The 17,247-nt window shown below is 67.7% G+C and carries 16 protein-coding genes; 6 read left to right on the forward strand and 10 right to left on the reverse strand.

Annotated elements, in window-relative coordinates:
* Positions 1 to 318: 318 nt before the first annotated feature.
* Together J0F76_RS08135 and J0F76_RS08140 are read left to right on the forward strand one after the other, a co-directional pair.
* The gene (locus J0F76_RS08135; RefSeq protein ID WP_242690071.1) at positions 319 to 2,475 is read left to right on the forward strand and encodes a YjbH domain-containing protein; all 2,157 of its coding nucleotides are present in this window, start codon (positions 319 to 321) and stop codon (positions 2,473 to 2,475) included.
* Positions 2,472 to 3,122, forward strand: a complete 651-nt coding sequence (locus J0F76_RS08140; RefSeq protein WP_207467729.1) for a YjbF family lipoprotein — start codon at positions 2,472 to 2,474, stop codon at positions 3,120 to 3,122. Before J0F76_RS08135 ends, J0F76_RS08140 begins: the two co-directional genes overlap by 4 nt.
* A 44-nt stretch (positions 3,123 to 3,166) precedes the next feature.
* Here the strand turns inward: J0F76_RS08140 and J0F76_RS08145 are convergent, their stop codons facing one another.
* From J0F76_RS08145 to J0F76_RS08180, 8 genes are all read right to left on the reverse strand, one after another.
* Complete coding sequence (locus tag J0F76_RS08145; RefSeq protein ID WP_207467731.1) at positions 3,167 to 4,639, reverse strand: mannitol dehydrogenase family protein; 1,473 nt, start codon at positions 4,637 to 4,639, stop codon at positions 3,167 to 3,169.
* 30 nt (positions 4,640 to 4,669) lie between these two features.
* Positions 4,670 to 5,443: an L-iditol 2-dehydrogenase gene (locus J0F76_RS08150; RefSeq protein ID WP_207467733.1), complete on the reverse strand. Its 774-nt coding sequence runs from the start codon at positions 5,441 to 5,443 to the stop codon at positions 4,670 to 4,672.
* Complete coding sequence (locus J0F76_RS08155; protein ID WP_207467735.1) at positions 5,443 to 6,444, reverse strand: ABC transporter ATP-binding protein; 1,002 nt, start codon at positions 6,442 to 6,444, stop codon at positions 5,443 to 5,445. The genes J0F76_RS08150 and J0F76_RS08155 overlap by 1 nt, the downstream gene beginning before the upstream one ends.
* A gap of 12 nt (positions 6,445 to 6,456) precedes the next feature.
* Positions 6,457 to 7,281 (reverse strand): carbohydrate ABC transporter permease, encoded by an 825-nt coding sequence (locus tag J0F76_RS08160; protein ID WP_207467737.1) that lies wholly within the window; start codon positions 7,279 to 7,281, stop codon positions 6,457 to 6,459.
* A gap of 10 nt (positions 7,282 to 7,291) precedes the next feature.
* Positions 7,292 to 8,161, reverse strand: coding sequence for a carbohydrate ABC transporter permease (locus J0F76_RS08165; RefSeq protein WP_207467739.1), 870 nt, complete (start codon positions 8,159 to 8,161; stop codon positions 7,292 to 7,294).
* A gap of 92 nt (positions 8,162 to 8,253) precedes the next feature.
* Positions 8,254 to 9,576, reverse strand: coding sequence for an ABC transporter substrate-binding protein (locus J0F76_RS08170; protein ID WP_207467741.1), 1,323 nt, complete (start codon positions 9,574 to 9,576; stop codon positions 8,254 to 8,256).
* A gap of 141 nt (positions 9,577 to 9,717) precedes the next feature.
* The gene (locus J0F76_RS08175; protein ID WP_207467742.1) at positions 9,718 to 10,677 is read right to left on the reverse strand and encodes a sugar-binding domain-containing protein; all 960 of its coding nucleotides are present in this window, start codon (positions 10,675 to 10,677) and stop codon (positions 9,718 to 9,720) included.
* Positions 10,674 to 11,348 carry an HAD-IA family hydrolase gene (locus J0F76_RS08180; protein ID WP_207467744.1) on the reverse strand — a complete coding sequence of 225 codons (675 nt, stop codon included), beginning with the start codon at positions 11,346 to 11,348 and terminating at the stop codon, positions 10,674 to 10,676. Before J0F76_RS08180 ends, J0F76_RS08175 begins: the two co-directional genes overlap by 4 nt.
* Before the next feature lie 107 nt (positions 11,349 to 11,455).
* On the opposite strand from J0F76_RS08180, the gene J0F76_RS08185 reads away from it, so the two are divergent.
* Positions 11,456 to 12,670 (forward strand): glycosyltransferase, encoded by a 1,215-nt coding sequence (locus J0F76_RS08185; RefSeq protein ID WP_207467746.1) that lies wholly within the window; start codon positions 11,456 to 11,458, stop codon positions 12,668 to 12,670.
* Here the strand turns inward: J0F76_RS08185 and J0F76_RS08190 are convergent.
* Positions 12,642 to 13,253, reverse strand: a complete 612-nt coding sequence (locus J0F76_RS08190; protein ID WP_207467754.1) for a DUF2585 family protein — start codon at positions 13,251 to 13,253, stop codon at positions 12,642 to 12,644. The genes J0F76_RS08185 and J0F76_RS08190 overlap by 29 nt on opposite strands.
* Positions 13,254 to 13,310: 57 nt before the next feature.
* Here J0F76_RS08190 and crtY point away from each other — a divergent pair, with 57 nt between their 5' ends.
* The 3 genes from crtY to J0F76_RS08205 are packed head-to-tail and all read left to right on the forward strand — an operon-like array spanning position 13,311 to position 16,848.
* Complete coding sequence (gene crtY / locus J0F76_RS08195) at positions 13,311 to 14,465, forward strand: lycopene beta-cyclase CrtY (RefSeq protein WP_207467761.1); 1,155 nt, start codon at positions 13,311 to 13,313, stop codon at positions 14,463 to 14,465.
* Positions 14,462 to 15,934 (forward strand): phytoene desaturase, encoded by a 1,473-nt coding sequence (locus J0F76_RS08200; protein ID WP_207467763.1) that lies wholly within the window; start codon positions 14,462 to 14,464, stop codon positions 15,932 to 15,934. Before crtY ends, J0F76_RS08200 begins: the two co-directional genes overlap by 4 nt.
* Positions 15,931 to 16,848 (forward strand): phytoene/squalene synthase family protein, encoded by a 918-nt coding sequence (locus J0F76_RS08205; protein WP_207467765.1) that lies wholly within the window; start codon positions 15,931 to 15,933, stop codon positions 16,846 to 16,848. Before J0F76_RS08200 ends, J0F76_RS08205 begins: the two co-directional genes overlap by 4 nt.
* Here the strand turns inward: J0F76_RS08205 and J0F76_RS08210 are convergent.
* Positions 16,792 to 17,226: a sterol desaturase family protein gene (locus tag J0F76_RS08210; protein ID WP_207467767.1), complete on the reverse strand. Its 435-nt coding sequence runs from the start codon at positions 17,224 to 17,226 to the stop codon at positions 16,792 to 16,794. The genes J0F76_RS08205 and J0F76_RS08210 overlap by 57 nt on opposite strands.
* Positions 17,227 to 17,247: the final 21 nt, after the last annotated feature.

Below are 17,247 nucleotides of genomic sequence, written 5' to 3' on the forward strand. Positions count from 1 at the left end.
GCACGGCGGATCTGCCGCCCCCGCCCGCGACCGGCACCGCGCCCGCCGAAGCACCGGCCGAAGCACCGGCCGATGCCGGGACTCCGGCGACGCCGCGGCTTCCCGTTGCCCCCGCCACCCCGGCGGCCCCGGCCTCTGGCACGACCACGACCGAACCCGCCGAATGACGGTCTGACCGCCCCTGCGGCAGCCATGACGCACCTTGTCCACCAAGTTGCGTCACCGGGCTGTCAGGGGGACGGTTTCTGTCTATGATCCGGCCAAAAGCAGAACGAGGACACGCCACCCATGCGCCGATCCCCCCTTACAGGACGCCTGTTGGCGACCACCCTGCCCGTTGCCCTGGTGCTGGGATCGGTCAGCTCGACCGCGGTGGCCGAGCCGATGTATGGCCGGAACATGTCCACCTATGGCCTGCCCGGCGGGATCGATACGCCCACGGCGGAAACGCTGCCCGACGGCACGCTGGGCGCGACGGTGTCATGGTCGGACTATGGCCGGCGCAGCAGCGTCGTGTTTCAGGCGCTGCCGGGGCTGACGACCGTGCTGCGCTATTCGCGCGTGGACGGCATCAACGACTATCGCAACGACGGCTACATCTCGGACCGGTCGCTGGACGTGCGCTACCAGGTGCTGGATGAACAGGGCTGGCGTCCCGCCGTGGCGGTGGGCCTGCAGGACTTCCTAGGGACCGGCGTCTATTCGGGCGAATACATCGTCGCCACCAAATCGGTGACGCCAAGCGTCCGGGTCTCGGCCGGTCTGGGCTGGGGCGTTCTGGCGGGCAAGCCGCGCACCATCGACATCAACGACGAAGGCGGCACGCCGAATGCCGACGACTGGTTCCGGGGTGGCGCCAAGCCCTTCGCCTCGGTCAGCTGGCAGGTCAACGACCGGCTGAGCCTTGTCGCGGAATATTCGAACGAGGATTATGTCGCGAAATACAGCAGCGGCCAGGTGTTCCAGCAGGGCGAGGAGCCCGGCAGCGGCCTGAACCTTGCGGCCTTCTACCGCTTCGGCCAGAACTACGAGGCGGGCGTCTACGCGATCGGCGGGGAAACCATCGGCGCGCAATTCACCATCGCGCTGAACCCGCGCCAGGCACCCTACCCCTCGGGCTTGGAAAAGGCGCCCGCGCCGGTGCGCCCGCGCCCGGCACCCGCCGCCGATCCCGATGGCTGGTCCGGTGTCTGGGCCCAAGACCCGACCGCGCAGCCCGCCATCCAGACCGCCCTTGGCGAGGCGATGGCCAAGGAAGGCCAGACCCTGGAAAGCATGGCCCTGTCCGCGAACCGGGCCGAGGTCCGGCTGCGCAACGGCCGCTTCATCAACCAGGCCGAGGCCATCGGCCGCACCGCGCGGCTGATGTCCCGCGCCCTGCCGCCGTCGGTCGAGACCTTCGTCATCACCTCGACCGCCGACGGGGTGCCCACGTCATCGGTCACCGTCCGCCGCGCCGATGTCGAGCGGCTGGAGAACACCGAGGCCGGCCAGATCGCCGCCGCATCCGCCCTGTCGGACGCGCCCACGGGCGCGCCGGGCCTGGTGCGCAGCGAAGGCGTCTATCCGCGCTTCCGCTGGTCGATCAAACCCTACTGGGACCTGGGCATCTTCAGCGCCGAGGATGGCGTGACCCACGAGGTCGGCGCCGAGGCGCGCGCCAGCTACGAGATCGCCCCCGGCCTGGTCCTGACCGGCGCCCTGCGCCAGCGGGCCTTCGGCAACATCGACCAACGCGGCCCCGGCATCCCCGGCCAACGCGGCGAACACTACACGCCCGAGGAATATCTGGCCGATCCGTCGCTGGAAACCACGCCCGAAGGCGTGCCGCGGGTCCGGTCCGATACGCGCATGTATACCGGCAACAGCGACCCGGTGATCCCGGAACTGACGCTGGCCTGGTATGCCAAGCCCACCCCCGCCGTCTATACTCGCGTCACGACCGGCTTGCTGGAACGCGCCTATGGCGGCGTCTCGACCGAGGTGCTGTGGAAGCCCGCCAATTCGGCCCTGGCCCTGGGGGCCGAGATCAACCACGTCAAGAAGCGCGACTTCGACCAGTTGTTCGACTTCCGCGACTACGAGGTCACGATGGGCCATGTCTCGGCCTATTACGAATTCGCCCAAGGCTTCACGGCGCAGCTTGATGTCGGCAAGTATCTGGCCGGCGACAAGGGCGCGACGCTGACGCTGACCCGAGAATTCGCGAACGGCTGGCGGATCGGGGCCTATGCGACGAAGACCGACCTTTCGGCCGAGGAGTTCGGCGAGGGGAGCTTCGACAAGGGCGTCACGCTGTCGATCCCGCTTGGCTGGGCGACCGGGCAGCCCTCGCGCGAGCGGGTGGACGCCAACCTGCGGTCGCTGTCGCGCGATGGCGGTGCGCAGCTGAACGTCCGGGATCGCCTGTACAACCACGTTCGGGACAGCCATTCCGTCAAACTCTATGAAGGCTGGGGGAGGTTCTGGCGATGAACGGCACGTTGAAGATCACGCTGGCGGCGTCCCTGGTGGCCGGCCTTGCGGGCTGCGGCAACGACAGCGAAGGCAACGGCTGGGTGGGCGTGCTGGCCCAGGCCGCCGGTCAGGCGGTGGCACAGCGCCGCGCCGCGGATCAGCCGGCCGCACCCGCCAAATCGCCCGAGGAAGCCGCGGCCGAGGCGCTGCGCGTCAATCCCGGCCCGCTGATCCAGGCGGGCTTCGAAGGCCTGGGCCGCACGCAGGTGATGGCGATGACCGGGCAGAACGGCGCCATGCGCACCTTCATGACCCCCGCCGAGGAGGCGCTGATCCTGCGCGGCGGAATGCTGGTCGGTACGCGCGGCCTGGGCCATGACCTGTCCGTGGCCGAACCGGGCACCGAAGGGCTGATCCGCGCCGGCGCGTCAGGCAGCGGCACCCGCGTGATGCGCTACTTCGCGGGCGACGGGGTGGAACGGCCGCTGCAGTTCGCCTGCACCGTGGGCGCAGGCCCTGCGCCGGGCGTGACGGTTGAAAGCTGCGAAGGCCACGGCGCCAGCTTCCAGAACAGCTACATGGTGCAAGGCGGGCAGATCGCCGTGTCGCGCCAGTGGATCGGGCCAGACTTGGGCTATGTGACGATCCAGACGCTGCGACCCTGATCCTGCCGCAATGAAAAACTGGCCCTTTCGGGCCGGTTTTCCTGTCAGCTTCCCGACAGATAGCTGTCGATCGCGGCCCGGACGCCTTGTTCCTGCACGATTTTCAGCCTGCGTGCGAAGGCTTCCTGGAAACGCGGATTGGTGGCCAGGGGACCGAACACCGTCTCGTTCGCCAGGAAGGCCAGCGGATCGGCGCGCGAGGCGATGGCATGGTCGCGCAGGGCGTCGCTGTTGTCGTCGTTGGGCGCGATCTCATTCCCCGCCTCGTCGGTGCGTTCGCAATAGCGGCACCAGAAGGCGACCTCTTGCGCGAGGCCCTCGATGTCGCGGTCGTCCTTCAGCGCGTCGGCCAGCGTGGGAAGGATGAACTTGGGCTGGCGGTTCGACCCGTCCAGGCACAGGCGCGGGATCGTGTCGCCCACCTCGGGGTTGGCGAAGCGGCTGACGATCAGGTCCAGGTAGTCGTCATAGCTGACGCCGGGGATCGGCTGCAGGGTCGGAACGATCTCGCGCGTTTCCAGCGCGCGCAGCCAGGCGGCGATCTGCGGGTCTGCCATGGCGTCGTGGACGAAGTGATGGCCCAGCAGCGCCGAGGGATAGGCGATGGCCGCGTGCCCGCCGTTGAGGATGCGCAGCTTCATCAGCTCGTGCTTGCTGACGTCCTCGACAAATTCGGCGCCGACCTTTTCCAGCGGCGGGCGCCCCTGGGGGAAGTTGTCCTCCAGCACCCACTGGCGGAACGGCTCGCAGACCACGGGCGCGGCATCGGTGATGCCGAAGCGGTCGCTGACAAGCGCCCGTTCGCGGTCCGAGGTGGCGGGGGTGATGCAATCGACCATGGAATTCGGAAAGGCCACGTTGGCGCGTATCCACTGCGCCAGTGCCGGGTCGGACAGTTGCGCCAGTTCCGTCACCGTGCGTTCGCAGACATGGCCGTTTTCCGGCAGGTTGTCGCAGGACATGACGGTGAAGGGCTCTGCCCCCGCGTCACGCCGCCGGCGCAGCGCGGCCAGGATCATGCCGAAGACGGTCTTCGGCGCATCCGGATTGGCCGCGTCATGGGCTATGTCGGGATGGGCCGCGTCAAAGCCGTCGGTCTTGGCATCGACATAGTATCCGCCCTCGGTGATCGTCAGCGACACGATGCGGATCGCGGGGTCGGCCATGGCGGCGATCACCGCCTGCGGATCGACCGGGACGAAATCGACCATGGACCCGATCACGCGCGCGTTCAGCCCGTTCGGGTCCAGTTCGACCACGGTGGTCAGCCAGTCCTGCGCGGCCAGCCGGTCGCGCATGGCCGCGTCGCCCGGACGCACTCCCGCGCCGATCAGCGCCCAGTCCTGCCCCTCGCCCATGTCGAACAGGCGGTCGAGGTAATAGGCCATGTGGGCGCGGTGGAAGTTGCCGACGCCGACATGGACGATGCCGGGGCGCAGCGCCGCGCGGTCGTATCCGGGGCGGCCCACGGCGTCAGGCAGGTCATGCAGGGCGGATGCGTTCAGTGAAACGGCCATGGCCGAACCTTTCTTCTTGAGGGATGGGCGTCAGCTCATCCAGTTGCCGCCATCGACGTTGTAGGTCTGGGCGACGATGTAGTCGGCTTCGCTTGATGCCAGGAAGATCGCCATGCCGGTCAGGTCGGCGGCGGTGCCCATGCGACCGAAGGGGACGGCCTCGCCCACTTCCTTCTTCTTCTGGCCGGGGGCCTTGCTTTCGTACTTGGCGAAGAAGGCGTCCACGCCATCCCAATGCTCGCCATCGACCACGCCGGGCGCGATGGCGTTCACGTTGATGCCGTGTTCGATCAGGTTCAGTCCCGCCGATTGCGTCAGGCTGATCACGGCGGCCTTGCTGGCGCAATAGACGGCCACCAGGGCCTCGCCCCGACGGCCGGCCTGGGACGCCATGTTGATGATCTTGCCGCCCTGGCCGCGCTGGATCATGCCGCGCGCGACGGCCTGCATCATGAACAGCGTGCCCTGGACGTTGACGGCGAAGATGCGATCATAGTCGGCGCGGGTGATCTCGACGATGGGCGCGGCGGTGAACAGGGCGGCGTTGTTGACCAGGATGTCGATGCCGCCGAAGGCCGCCTCGACCTCGGCCACGCAGGCGTCGATGGAGGACTGGTCGGTCACGTCCAGCCGCACGGCGATGGCGCCATCGCCCAAGCCCTCGGCCGCCTGCCGGGCCGCGTCAATGTTGATGTCGCAGATCGCCACGCGGGCGCCTTCCGCCATGTAGGCGCGGGCGAACTCCAGTCCGATCCCGCGCGCCGCGCCGGTGATCAGCGCGCGCTTGCCGTCCAGTCGTCGCATCAGATGCGGTCTCCGTTCGTGTCGAATTTGTGGATCTTGTCTTCGTCCGGGGTGAGCCAGACGGTATCGCCGTGATGGAGGTTGACCTCTCCGGTGGAGCGGACGGTGATGGTCTCGGCCAGGCCGGTGTCCTCGACATAGAAGAAGCTGTCGGAGCCCAGGTGTTCGCTGACGCCGACCCGGCCCTTCCATTTCCCTTCGGTGGCCGAGATGCGGATATGCTCGGGCCGCACGCCGATGGTCTGGGCACCGTATTCGGCGGCGGGCGCGCCCGAGAACAGGTTCATCCGGGGGCTGCCGATGAAGCCCGCGACAAACACGTTGCGGGGGCGGTGATAGAGTTCCAGCGGCGATCCCACCTGCTCGATCCGGCCGGCCTGAAGGACCACGATCTTGTCGGCCATGGTCATGGCTTCCACCTGGTCGTGGGTGACATAGATCATCGTGGTCTTGAGGCGGTTGTGCAGCTCGCTGATCTCCAGCCGCATGCCTACCCGCAGCGCGGCGTCCAGGTTCGACAGCGGCTCGTCGAACAGGAAGGCCGCCGGTTCGCGCACGATGGCGCGGCCGATGGCGACGCGCTGGCGCTGGCCCCCGGACAGCTGGCCGGGGCGGCGATCCAGGTAGTTGGTCAGGTTCAGCGCCTTGGCCGCGGCCTCGATCCGGCGGTTCTGCTCAGCCTGCGGCACGCCCGCCATCTTCATCGGGAAGGCGATGTTCTTCCTGACCGACATGTGCGGGTAGAGCGCATAGGACTGGAACACCATCGCCAGCCCGCGTTTCGCGGGCGAGGCGTCGGTCGCATCCGCCCCGTCGATCAGGATGCGCCCGCCGCTCACGTCCTCCAGCCCCGCGATCAGGCGCAGCAGGGTGGACTTGCCGCAGCCCGAGGGGCCCACGAAGACCACGAACTCGCCGTCATCGATGCTCAGGTCCAAGGGCGGGATGACCTCGACCTCACCGAACCGCTTGGCCACGCCTTGCAGGGTAATCTGTCCCATCGTGTGTTCCCCTTATTTCACGGCGCCGAAGGTCAGGCCTCGGACCAGTTGCTTCTGGCTGAACCAGCCCAGGATCAGGATCGGCGCAATCGCCATGGTGGAGGCCGCCGACAGCTTCGCCCAGAACAACCCCTGGGGGCTGGAGAAGGAGGCGATGAAGGCCGACAAGGGCGCGGCATTGGTGGTGGTCAGCTGGATCGTCCAGAACGCCTCGTTCCAGGCCAGGATGATGTTCAGAAGCAGCGTGGACGCGATGCCTGGCACCGCCATGGGCGTCAGCACATACAGGATCTCGTCGCGCAAGCTGGCGCCGTCCATCCGCGCGGCTTCCAGGATCTCGCCCGGGATCTCGCGGAAATAGGTATACAGCATCCAGACCACGATCGGCAGGTTGATCAGCATCAGCAGGATCGTCAGCCCGATGCGGGTGTCCATCAGCCCGGTGCGCAGGAAGATCAGGTAGATCGGCACCAGCACCGCCACGGCGGGCATCATCTTGGTGGACAGCATCCACATCAGGATGTCCTTGGTCCGCTTCGTGGGCGAGAAGGCCATCGCCCAGGCCGCCGGGATCGCCACGATCAGCGCCAGGATCGTCGATCCCACCGACAGGATGACCGAGTTCAGGAAGGGACGGACATAGTTGTTCTGGCTTTGGACCGTTTGGTAGCTTTCCAGCGTGAACGAGGGCAGCAGATCGAAGCCCGCGATGGCCTCCTGTTCCGTCTTGAGGCTGGTGATGATAGTGTAAAGGATCGGAAAGAAGATCAGCAGGGCCACGAACCATGCGGCGATGGTCCAGCCGATCTTGGCGTTCCGGGTGACTGCGCGTGCCATGTGTTCCCCCTCAGTCCAGGTTGCGGCCGACGGCGCGCATCAGGAAGATGGCGATCACGTTTGCCAGCACGACGGCGATGATGCCCCCCGCCGCGGCGCCCCCGATGTCGAAGTTCAGGCGCGCGGCGCGGTAGATCAGGAAGGTCAGGTTGGTCGAGGCAAAGCCGGGGCCGCCGTTGGTCGTGACCAGGATCTCGGCATAGATGCCCAGAAGGAAAATCGTCTGGATCAGGATGACGACCGTGATCGCGCGGGCCATGTGCGGCAGCGTCAGGTAGAGGAAGCGGCTCACGGCGGGCGCGCCGTCCATCTCGGCCGCCTCCATCTGTTCCGTGTCCAAGGATTGCAGCGAGGTCAGCAGGATCAGCGTGGCAAAGGGCAGCCATTGCCAGGCCACGATCAGGATGATCGAGGTCAGCGGATACTGCGCGAACCAGTCCACCGGACTTGCCCCGAAGAAGCGCGCCACGTCCGCCAGCACGCCATAGCTCGGGTGCATGATCATGTTCTTCCAGATCAGCGCGGCCACCGGCGGCATCACGAAGAACGGGCTGATCACCAGGATGCGCACGATCCCCTGCCCCCAGATCGGCTTGTCGATCAGCATGGCGATGAAGGTGCCGCCGACCACGGTGATGAACAGCACGCCCAGCACCAGGACCAGCGTGTTCTTGATCGACTCGAAGAAAGCAGGGTCGGTGTAGAAATACTGGTAGTTGAACCACCCCGCCCAGCTGGTCATGCCCGGGTTCAGCAGGTTGTAGTTCAGGAACGAATAATACAGCGTCATGCACAGCGGCACGATCATCCACACGAACAGCAGGATGATCGCCGGCGCGCGCATCAGACGGGCAAGCCCTTGGGTCTGGCGGGTGGCCATGGCGGAAACTCCCTTGGCTGCGGGGCGCTGCCCCGGATGGCGCCGCCCAGAGGAGGGACGGGCGGCGCCGCTACAGGCAAAAGGGCGACTTGTTACTTGACGTAGCCGGCGCGGGTCATCTCGCGCAGGGTGTTGCCTTGTGCGCCCGCAAGCGCGTCATCCGCCGACATCTGGCCCGCCAGCGCGGCCGAGAACTGCTGGCCGACCGCCGTGCCGATGCCCTGGAATTCCGGGATCGCCACGAACTGCCCGCCGGTATAGGGGATGTCCTGGACCGAGGCCTTCTGCGTGTTGGCCGCGTTGATCGCCGTCAGGGTCATCGCCGCGAAGGGCGCTTCCTTCTGGTATTCGGCGTTCTCGTACAGCGAGGTCCGCGTGCCCGGAGGCGCCGCGCGCCAGCCTTCCTTGCTGGCCACCAGTTCCGTATAGCCCTTGCCCGTCGCCCAGGCGATGAAGGTCTTGGCCGCGTCCTGCGCGTCCGAGGACGTCGGCACGGCAAGGTTCCAGGCCCACAGCCAGTTGCCGTGGTTGTCCACGCCTTCCTTGTTGGGGAACTGCGCGAAGCCCACCTTGTCGGCCACCGTCGAATTGGCCGGGTCGGTCACGAAGCTGGCGGCCACCGTGGCGTCGATCCAGATGCCGCACTTGCCCTGCTGGAACAGCGACAGGTTCTCGTTGAAGCCGTTCGACGACGCGCCGGGAGGGCCGTATTCGTTCATCAGCGTCAGATAGTCGGTCAGCGTCGCCTTCCATTCGGCGCTGTCGAACTGCGGCTTCCAGTCGGTGTCGAACCAGCGCGCGCCATAGCTGTTGGCCATGGCGGTCAGGAAGGCCATGTTCTCGCCCCAGCCGGGCTTGCCGCGCAGGCAGATGCCGTACTGTTCCTTGGACTTGTCCGTCATCGCCTTGGCGGCGTTCATGATGTCGGTCCAGGTCGGGCTTTCGGGAATGGTCACGCCCGCGGCCTCGGCCAGGTCGGTGCGATACATCACCATGGCCGATTCGGCATAGAAGGGCGCGGCGTAAAGCTTGCCATCGACCGACAGCGCGTCGCGCACGGCGGGGACAAGGTCGTCGACGGCATAGTCGGCGTCGAACTCCAGCGGCACCAGCCAGCCCTGCTTGGCCCAGATCGGAACCTCGTAGGTGCCGATGGTCAGGATGTCGTACTGCCCGCCCTGCGTGGCGATGTCGGTGGTCACCCGCTCGCGCAGGATGTTTTCCTCGAGCGTCACCCATTCGACGGTGATGCCGGGATTGGCGGCGGTGAACTCGCTGGTCAGGCCCTGCATCCGGATCATGTCGCCGTTGTTCACGGTGGCGATGGTCAGGGTCACGTTGTCCTGCGCGGCTGCGATGCCGGCGGTGGCGCACAGCGCCGTCGCGCCCAGCAGGGCGCGAATGGTCATTGTCATGCTATCCTCCCTAGTCGTCTGGGCATTTGCCATAGCGACGGGCAAATACTCACAAAGCATCCGGCTCCTGTCAATCTGGAAAGTTTGACACGGGCTTTCGTTCCGCCAAAGCGGCAATTTCATTCTGCGGATTTGGCGGGATCAGCCGGCTAGCAGACGTTCGGCCGTGGCTTCCGAGGTGATGAGCCCGTTGACCAGATGCCCGGCCAGGGCGGCCCGGATCGCGGGAAGCTTCGCCTCTCCCGAGGCGACGGCGATCACCGGGCGGTCCGCCGCGCGCGGCAATGGCGCAGAAGCCACACGGGCATTGAAGGCGCAGTCTATCAACTGGCCGCCCGCGTCATAAACCCAGCTTGTGATCTCTCCGGCCGCGCCCAGGGCTGCAAGCTCGTCCATCTCGGCCGCGCTGACGAAGCCGTCCACGAACAGGGGGGCGCTGCGGTCCATCTGGCCGATGCCGACCAGCGACAGATGGGCTTCCTCGCACAGGCGGATGGTGTTGCGCACGGCTTCCTGCCCGCGCATGGCGGCCAGTTCGGCGGGATCGCGCGCCAGCACCGGCAGGGGATAGGGATAATGCGGCGCCCCGATCCGTTCCGCCAGGCTGATCGTCGCGTTATAGGGCGAGGCCGAGCCGTCCTGCATCATGTTGCCCAGCCGGGACACGACCACATGCTGCGGGCAGGACATGCGGGGAAGCTGTTCCACCGTGGCCTTCAGCGCGCGGCCGGTTCCCAGGCTGATGATTCGCCGTTCGGGCGATTTCAGCGTCTTTTCCAGTTCCGCCGCCGCCGCGATGGCGATGCCGGTCAGCAGGTCCGGCGCGGCCGGGTCCGAGGGCACGACCTCGCAGAAGATCAGGCCGAAGCGGTCCGACAGCGCGCCCGCCAGATCCATGCAGCGCGCGATCGGATGGTCCAGCCGGACCTTGATCAGCCGCTCGCTGACGGCCATGGCCACCAGCCGCTGGGCCGACTGGCGGCTGACGCCCAGCTTGCGGGCGATTTCGTCCTGCGTGTTGCCCGCGACGTAATACAGCCATCCGGCCCGCGCCGCATCGTCCAGCCGCACGGCATCGAAGGTGGGTCGCGAGGCGTTCACGGGATATCGGCTCCTTCCGGCTGATCCGTCAACAATTGCGGAAAATCGGTCCAGTTGTCAAAGGACTGCACCCCGTCCGGCAGGACCATCGGGTCCGTTCCGCGCAGATGCGCGCCCCCGGCATAGTGAAGGATGCGCATTCCGGCGGCCAGGGCCGCGGCGATGCCGGGGGCGCTGTCCTCGATCACCAGCGCGTCGGCAGGCGCGCAGCCCATGCGGTCCGCCGCGAACAGGAAAAGGTCGGGCGCGGGCTTGCCGCGGCGGACCTGGCTGGCGGTGAAGACACGGCCCGCGAAGCGGTCGGCCAGGCCCAGCACCTGCAAGGTCCGCCCGGCCCGTTCGGGGCTGGAGGACGTGGCGATGCAGCTTGGCACCGACAGCCCGTCCAGCATCGCCATGAATCCGGGCGTGTGACGCAACTCGGCCGCGAAACGTTCCAGCAGGCGGGTGCGATAGTCCATCTCGAATTCCGCGGGCAGCGGGTTGCCGAAGCGCTGGCGGATCGTCGTGGCGACGGTGGGAAAGCTGCGGCCTAGGAAGTCGCGGCGGACGTCATCGGGCGTCACGGCGATGCCCAGCGCTCCCAGCCGGTCGATCAGGACCGAGGCCGACAGGACCTCGCTGTCGGCGATCACGCCGTCGCAGTCGAAGATGATCAGCTTGACCGGCACCCCTGGCCCTCCTTCCCCGTCACCCTGACGGAAAGCGGGGTGAAAGCACAAGTGCAACCCGGCGGCGGATATGGCACGACAGGCGGAACACACCACGCCGAGGCTTCATGCGCGCCGTCCTGATCACCCCGCCCCTGCCCAGCCACCTGCGCGCCTTCGAGGCGCTGGCCCGCGAACTGACCTGCCGGGGACACGGGGCGACCATCCTGACCGAACCGGGTGTTGCCCTGCAAGGCGGCGTCGCGCAGGCCACGCTGCCCGGTCTCCCTGCCCGCCCCCAGCCGCGCCGCCTTCTGGCCGAGATCGTGGCGGGCGCGCGGCGCACCGACCGCATGTGCCGCGACGCCCAGGCGGTGCTGCGCGAGTTGTCCCCCGACGTGATCCTGGGGGACCAGATGGAGCCTGCGTCCGGCCTGCTGGCGCGCGCGCTTGGCGTGCCGCTGGTCTCGGTCGCCTGCGCGGTCCCCATGGACCCCGAACCGGGCATCCCCCTGCCTTTCCTGGGCTGGCCCCACGACATCACCGCCGAAGGGCTGCGCCGCAACGCGGGCGGCGAACGGGTGGCCGACCTGCTGATGACGCCGCAGTCGCGGGTCATCCGCCGCTGGGCCGGTGCCTGGAACCTGGGCGACATCCGGCGCCTGCAGGACTGCCTGTCGCGCGATCTGACGCTGTCGCAGATGGCGCCGGGCTTCGACTATCCCCGCCCGGCCGATGGCGGCCATATCCTGCAGCTTGGCCCTTTCCGGCGCGGCCAGGCGGCAGAGGCTTTCCCGGCCGACATCCAGCCGGAACCGGGACGGCCGCTGATCTATGCCTCGCTGGGCACGCTGCAGGGGCATCGCGCGGGGCTGCTGTCGCGCATCGCGCTGGCCTGCAGGCGGGCCGGGGCGCAGGTGCTGGTGTCCCATGCCGGATGCCTGACGGACGAACAAGCGCGGGCAATCCCCGCCGACTGGGTCCGCGCCTTCGTGCCGCAGCAGGCGGTTCTGGAACGGGCCGACCTGTGCGTGACCCATGCCGGGCTGAACACCGCGCTGGAATGCCTGAATGCCGGGCTGCCGATGCTGGCCCTTCCGTTGACCCACGACCAGCCGGGCGTCGGCGCGCGGATCGCCCGCTGCGGCGCGGGCCTTCGCTTGCAGCCCTGGCAGCGCGGCACCGCGCGGATCGCGGCTGCGGTCGGCACTGTGCTGAACGATCCCGGCTATCGCGACAGGGCGCGGCATTTTGCCGCAGAGGCCCGGACATGGGGTGGCGCGGCCAGCGCCGTTGACGCCATCGAGGCCCTTGTCACCCCAAGAAGGCACGCCACAGTGTGATCCCGAACCCGTCGCCCATCCAGAACGACAGCAAAAGCTCTGCCGCAATGGCGATGGCCGCGACCAGCCACCCTGCCAAGGGCAACGCCAGCAGCGCGCCAAGCGCCGCGACAAGGGTGTCGGCCATCGAATTGGCGATGCTGTCCCCGTGATAGGCCAGCGGATCGCCCGCGGAATAGCCGAACATCTCGATGCTGAAGGGCAGGTTCTCGACCATCTCCCACAGGGTGCTGCTGACGATCACCGCCGCCATCAGCGTCCAGAAGGGCCAGTCGGGCCGCTTCCACCGGACCAGCCTGACCAGCACCGCGCCGAAGATCATGTGCAGCAGGCTGTAGGGGTCCAGCACCGTGCGCGAGTTCAGCCGGACATCGCCCGGCAAGGCCCAGATCTGGTTGCAGTCGCAGCCCAAGGGTCGCTGCAGGATCGCCAGGAACGCAAGCTTCGCGGCCAGGGCCAGAACGATGAACAGGGCCGCCTGCCTGCCCCTGCCGCGCAGGCGCGGCAAAGTGCTTGCAACCAGAGGCGGGGTGGCGGATCGTTCAAGCAGGGGCGGGGCGGCGGAACGGTTCTCGTCTTTCATCGTTGCCACAGTAAGGGTGCCGTCCGCGGTGACAAGGGGCCACAAGATCAACGGAATATGACAACGCTTTCCCCTGACATCGCCATCGCGGGCGCGGGTCTTTCCGCGTCTCTGGCCGCGCTGCGGGTTGCGCCCGCCGCGCGCGTGCTACTGATCGACCAGCGCCCCGACCCGCTGACGGGGCACACCTGGTCCTTCCACGACGGCGACATCGACGCGGCGCAGCGGGCATGGCTTGCCCCGGCGATCCGGCGGACCTGGGACGGGCAGGACGTGCGGTTCCCCGGCCACGCCCGGCAGTTGCGGTCGGGCTATGCCTCGCTGGATGCCGACAGCCTCGGGGCGGTCGTGGCAGGCCTGCCGAACATCACCGTTCTAAACGCCAGGGTGGCCTTCATGGACCCGCAGGGCGTGACGCTGTCGGACGGTCGGCGGATCGAGGCCGGGGTCGCCATCGACGCGCGCGGCTTCCGGCCCCATCCGGCCATCGAGGTACGTTTCCAGAAGTTCCTGGGACAGGAGATCCGCCTGGCCGCGCCCCACGGCCTGACCCGCCCGGTCATCATGGACGCCACCGTCCCGCAACAGGACGGCTATCGCTTCTTCTACCTGCTGCCCTTCGACGACACCCGCCTGCTGGTCGAGGACACCTTCTATTCCGACGCGGCCCATCTGTCCGCGGACCGGCAGCGCACGGCCATTGCCGACTATGTTGCGGCCAAAGGCTGGCAAATCGCGGCGGTCGAGCGCGAGGAAACCGGCGTCCTGCCGATCACGCTGCGCTTCGATGCCGACGCCTTCTGGAAGGACATGCCCGACATTCCTGCCATCGGCCTGCGGGCGCTGCGGTTCCACCCTCTGACTGGCTACAGCCTGCCCCATGCCGTGCGCAGCGCTGACCTGATCGCGCGGCATTGGCAACAGGGACCACGCGCCGTGGCCCATGCGCTGCGACGCGATTCGCTGGCCGACGCCCGGGCGCAGGGCTTCTATCGCCTGCTGTCGCGAATGCTGTTCGAGGCCGCCGCCCCCGACGAACGCCGCCGGGTGATGGAGCGGTTCTATCGCCTTCCCGAACCCCTGATCGAACGCTTCTATGCCGGGCAAAGCACCCTGGCCGACAAGGCGCGCATCCTGACCGGACGCCCGCCCGTGCCGGTCTCCAAGGCGCTGCGCTGCCTGTCTGATACCCTGAAGGAACGACCTGCATGACATCCTCTTCCGGCAAGACGGCCGCCGTGATCGGCGCGGGCCTGGGCGGGCTGGCGCTGGCCATCCGCCTGCAAAGCGCGGGCGTCGCCACGACCGTCTTCGAAAAGCGCGACAAGCCGGGCGGGCGCGCCTATGTCTATCACGACGCGGGCTTCACCTTCGACGCGGGTCCCACGGTCATCACCGACCCGGACTGCCTGAAGAAGCTGTGGCGCCTGTCGGGCCGCGACATGGCCGAGCACGTGACCCTGCTGCCGGTCGATCCCTTCTACCGCCTCTGCTGGGAGGACGGCACCGTCTTCGACTATGCCGACGACCAGGACTCGATCGAACGCCAGATCCGGGCGATCAACCCCCCCGATGTCGAGGGCTATCGCCGCTTCCTCGCCTATTCGCGCGACGTCTACCGCGAGGGTTACGAGAAGCTGGGCACCGTCCCCTTCCTGCATTTCAGCGACATGATCCGCGCCGCCCCGCAACTGGCGCGGCTGCAGGCCTGGCGATCGGTCCATTCGATGGTCGCGCGCCACATCAAGGACGAACACCTGCGGCAGGCCTTCAGCTTCCACACGCTGCTGGTGGGCGGCAACCCGTTCTCCACATCGTCGATCTATGCGCTGATCCATGCGCTGGAACGGCAGGGCGGCGTCTGGTTCGCCAAGGGCGGCACCGGCGCCCTGGTCGCGGGCATGGTGCGGCTGTTCCAGGAGCTTGGCGGTACCATCCACCTGAACGCGCCCGTGGACCGCATCGAAACGGAAGGCAACCGTGCCACCGCCATCCACGCGGGCGGGCAGCGCCATCCCTTCGACATGGTCGCCAGCAACGCCGACGTGGTCCACACCTATCGCAAGCTGCTGGGCGATGCGAAGGGAGAGCGGCTGGCGGCCAAGCGCCATTCCATGTCGCTGTTCGTGATCTATTTCGGTCTGCGCGGCCTGCGCCCCGAGTTGCGCCACCACATGGTCCTGTTCGGCCCCCGCTATCGCGAGCTGGTGAACCAGATCTTCGCGGGCCGCGATCTTGCCGACGACTTCTCGCTGTACCTGCACGCGCCCTCGGTGACGGACCCCGACCTCGCGCCGGAAGGATGCAGCGCCTATTACGTCCTGGCCCCCGTTCCGCATCTGGGCACCGTGGACCTAGACTGGGAGCGCGAGGGGCCGATCTACCGCGACCGTATCCTCGACTACCTTGAGGCGCGGTATATCCCCCACCTGCGGCGCGACCTGATGACGGTGCGACACTTCACGCCGCTGGACTTCCGGTCGGAACTGAACGCGCATCTGGGCTCGGCCTTCTCGATCGAGCCGATCCTGACTCAGAGCGCCTGGTTCCGCCCCCACAATCGCGACGACCGGCTGGGCAACCTGTACATCGTCGGCGCGGGCACCCATCCCGGCGCGGGCATCCCCGGCGTGGTGGGATCGGCCGAAGCCACCGCCTCGCTGATGCTGGAGGACGCATGACCGACACGACCCTGGACCAGGCCCGGCAATCCATCGCCGTGGGGTCGAAAAGCTTCGCCATGGCCTCTCGGTTCCTGCCTGCCGGGATGCATGAGGATTGCGTGATGCTCTATGCCTGGTGCCGCCACGCGGATGACGTGATCGACGGGCAGGAAGCCGGGTTCGCCAACGGCGCCGCGCACGACCCCGCCGCGCGGCTGGCCGAGTTGCGCGACCTGACCCATCGCGCCCTGCGGGGCGATGCGGCGGCCCCGGTCTATGCCGGACTGGCGCGGGTGACGGCCGCGCGCGACATTCCGCACCGGCATGTCGATGAACTGCTGGACGGGTTCGCGATGGACGTGGAGGGCCGCGTTTACCACAGCCTGGGCGACCTGCTGGACTACTGCTATCACGTCGCGGGCGTGGTGGGCGTGATGATGGCGCGGATCATGGGCGCCCGGGACGAACCCGTGCTGGACCGCGCCAGCGACCTGGGGCTGGCCTTCCAGCTGACCAACATCGCCCGTGACGTCATCGACGACGCGCGGATCGGGCGGACCTACCTGCCGCGCGACCTGCTGGCTGCTGAGGGGATCGACGCCATTGACCCCGACGATCTGTTACAGCGTGCGGCGCTGCACCGCGTCGCCCTGCGCCTGCTGGACGAGGCCGAAACTTACTACCGCAGCGCGGATGTCGGCATCGCGGCCCTGCCCCGCCGCCCTGCCTTGGCGATCGCCGCCGCCCGCAACATCTATCGCCAGATCGGCGTGAAGCTTCGGACCACGGGACCGGACGCCTGGAACGGGCGCCTGTCCACGACCAAGAACGAGAAACTGCGGCTGGCCGCCAAGGCCGCGGCAGGCACGATCCTGTCACCGCGGCGCGGCGCGGTGCCCGTCAGCCGCGACGGGATGTATACTCGGCCGTAGGCGCGCCTTCCTGTTGCCGTCAAGCTGCTTGACCAGCGTCGGCACCGACGGGGCATAGATGAAGCCGAAGCTGACGCAGCCGTCCTTGCCATCGACCGCGTGGTGCAGCCGATGCGCCTGATACAGCCGCTTCAGATAGCCCTTGCGCGGGACATAGGTGAAGGGCCAGCGCTTGTGGACCAGCCCGTCATGGGCGATGAAATACAGCACGCCATACAGCGTCATGCCCGCCCCCAGCCAGATTGCGGGCCACCAGCTTTGCCCCCACCAGAACAGCGCGATGGATGCTGCGGCAAAGAACACCCCGTAAAGGTCGTTCAGTTCGAATCCGCCGTCATGGGGCTCGTGATGGGACTTGTGCCAGCCCCAGCCGTGCATGACCTATTTGTGCGTCCACCA

The sequence above is a fragment of the Paracoccus fontiphilus genome, assembly GCF_017356265.1.
Taxonomy (GTDB): domain Bacteria; phylum Pseudomonadota; class Alphaproteobacteria; order Rhodobacterales; family Rhodobacteraceae; genus Paracoccus; species Paracoccus fontiphilus.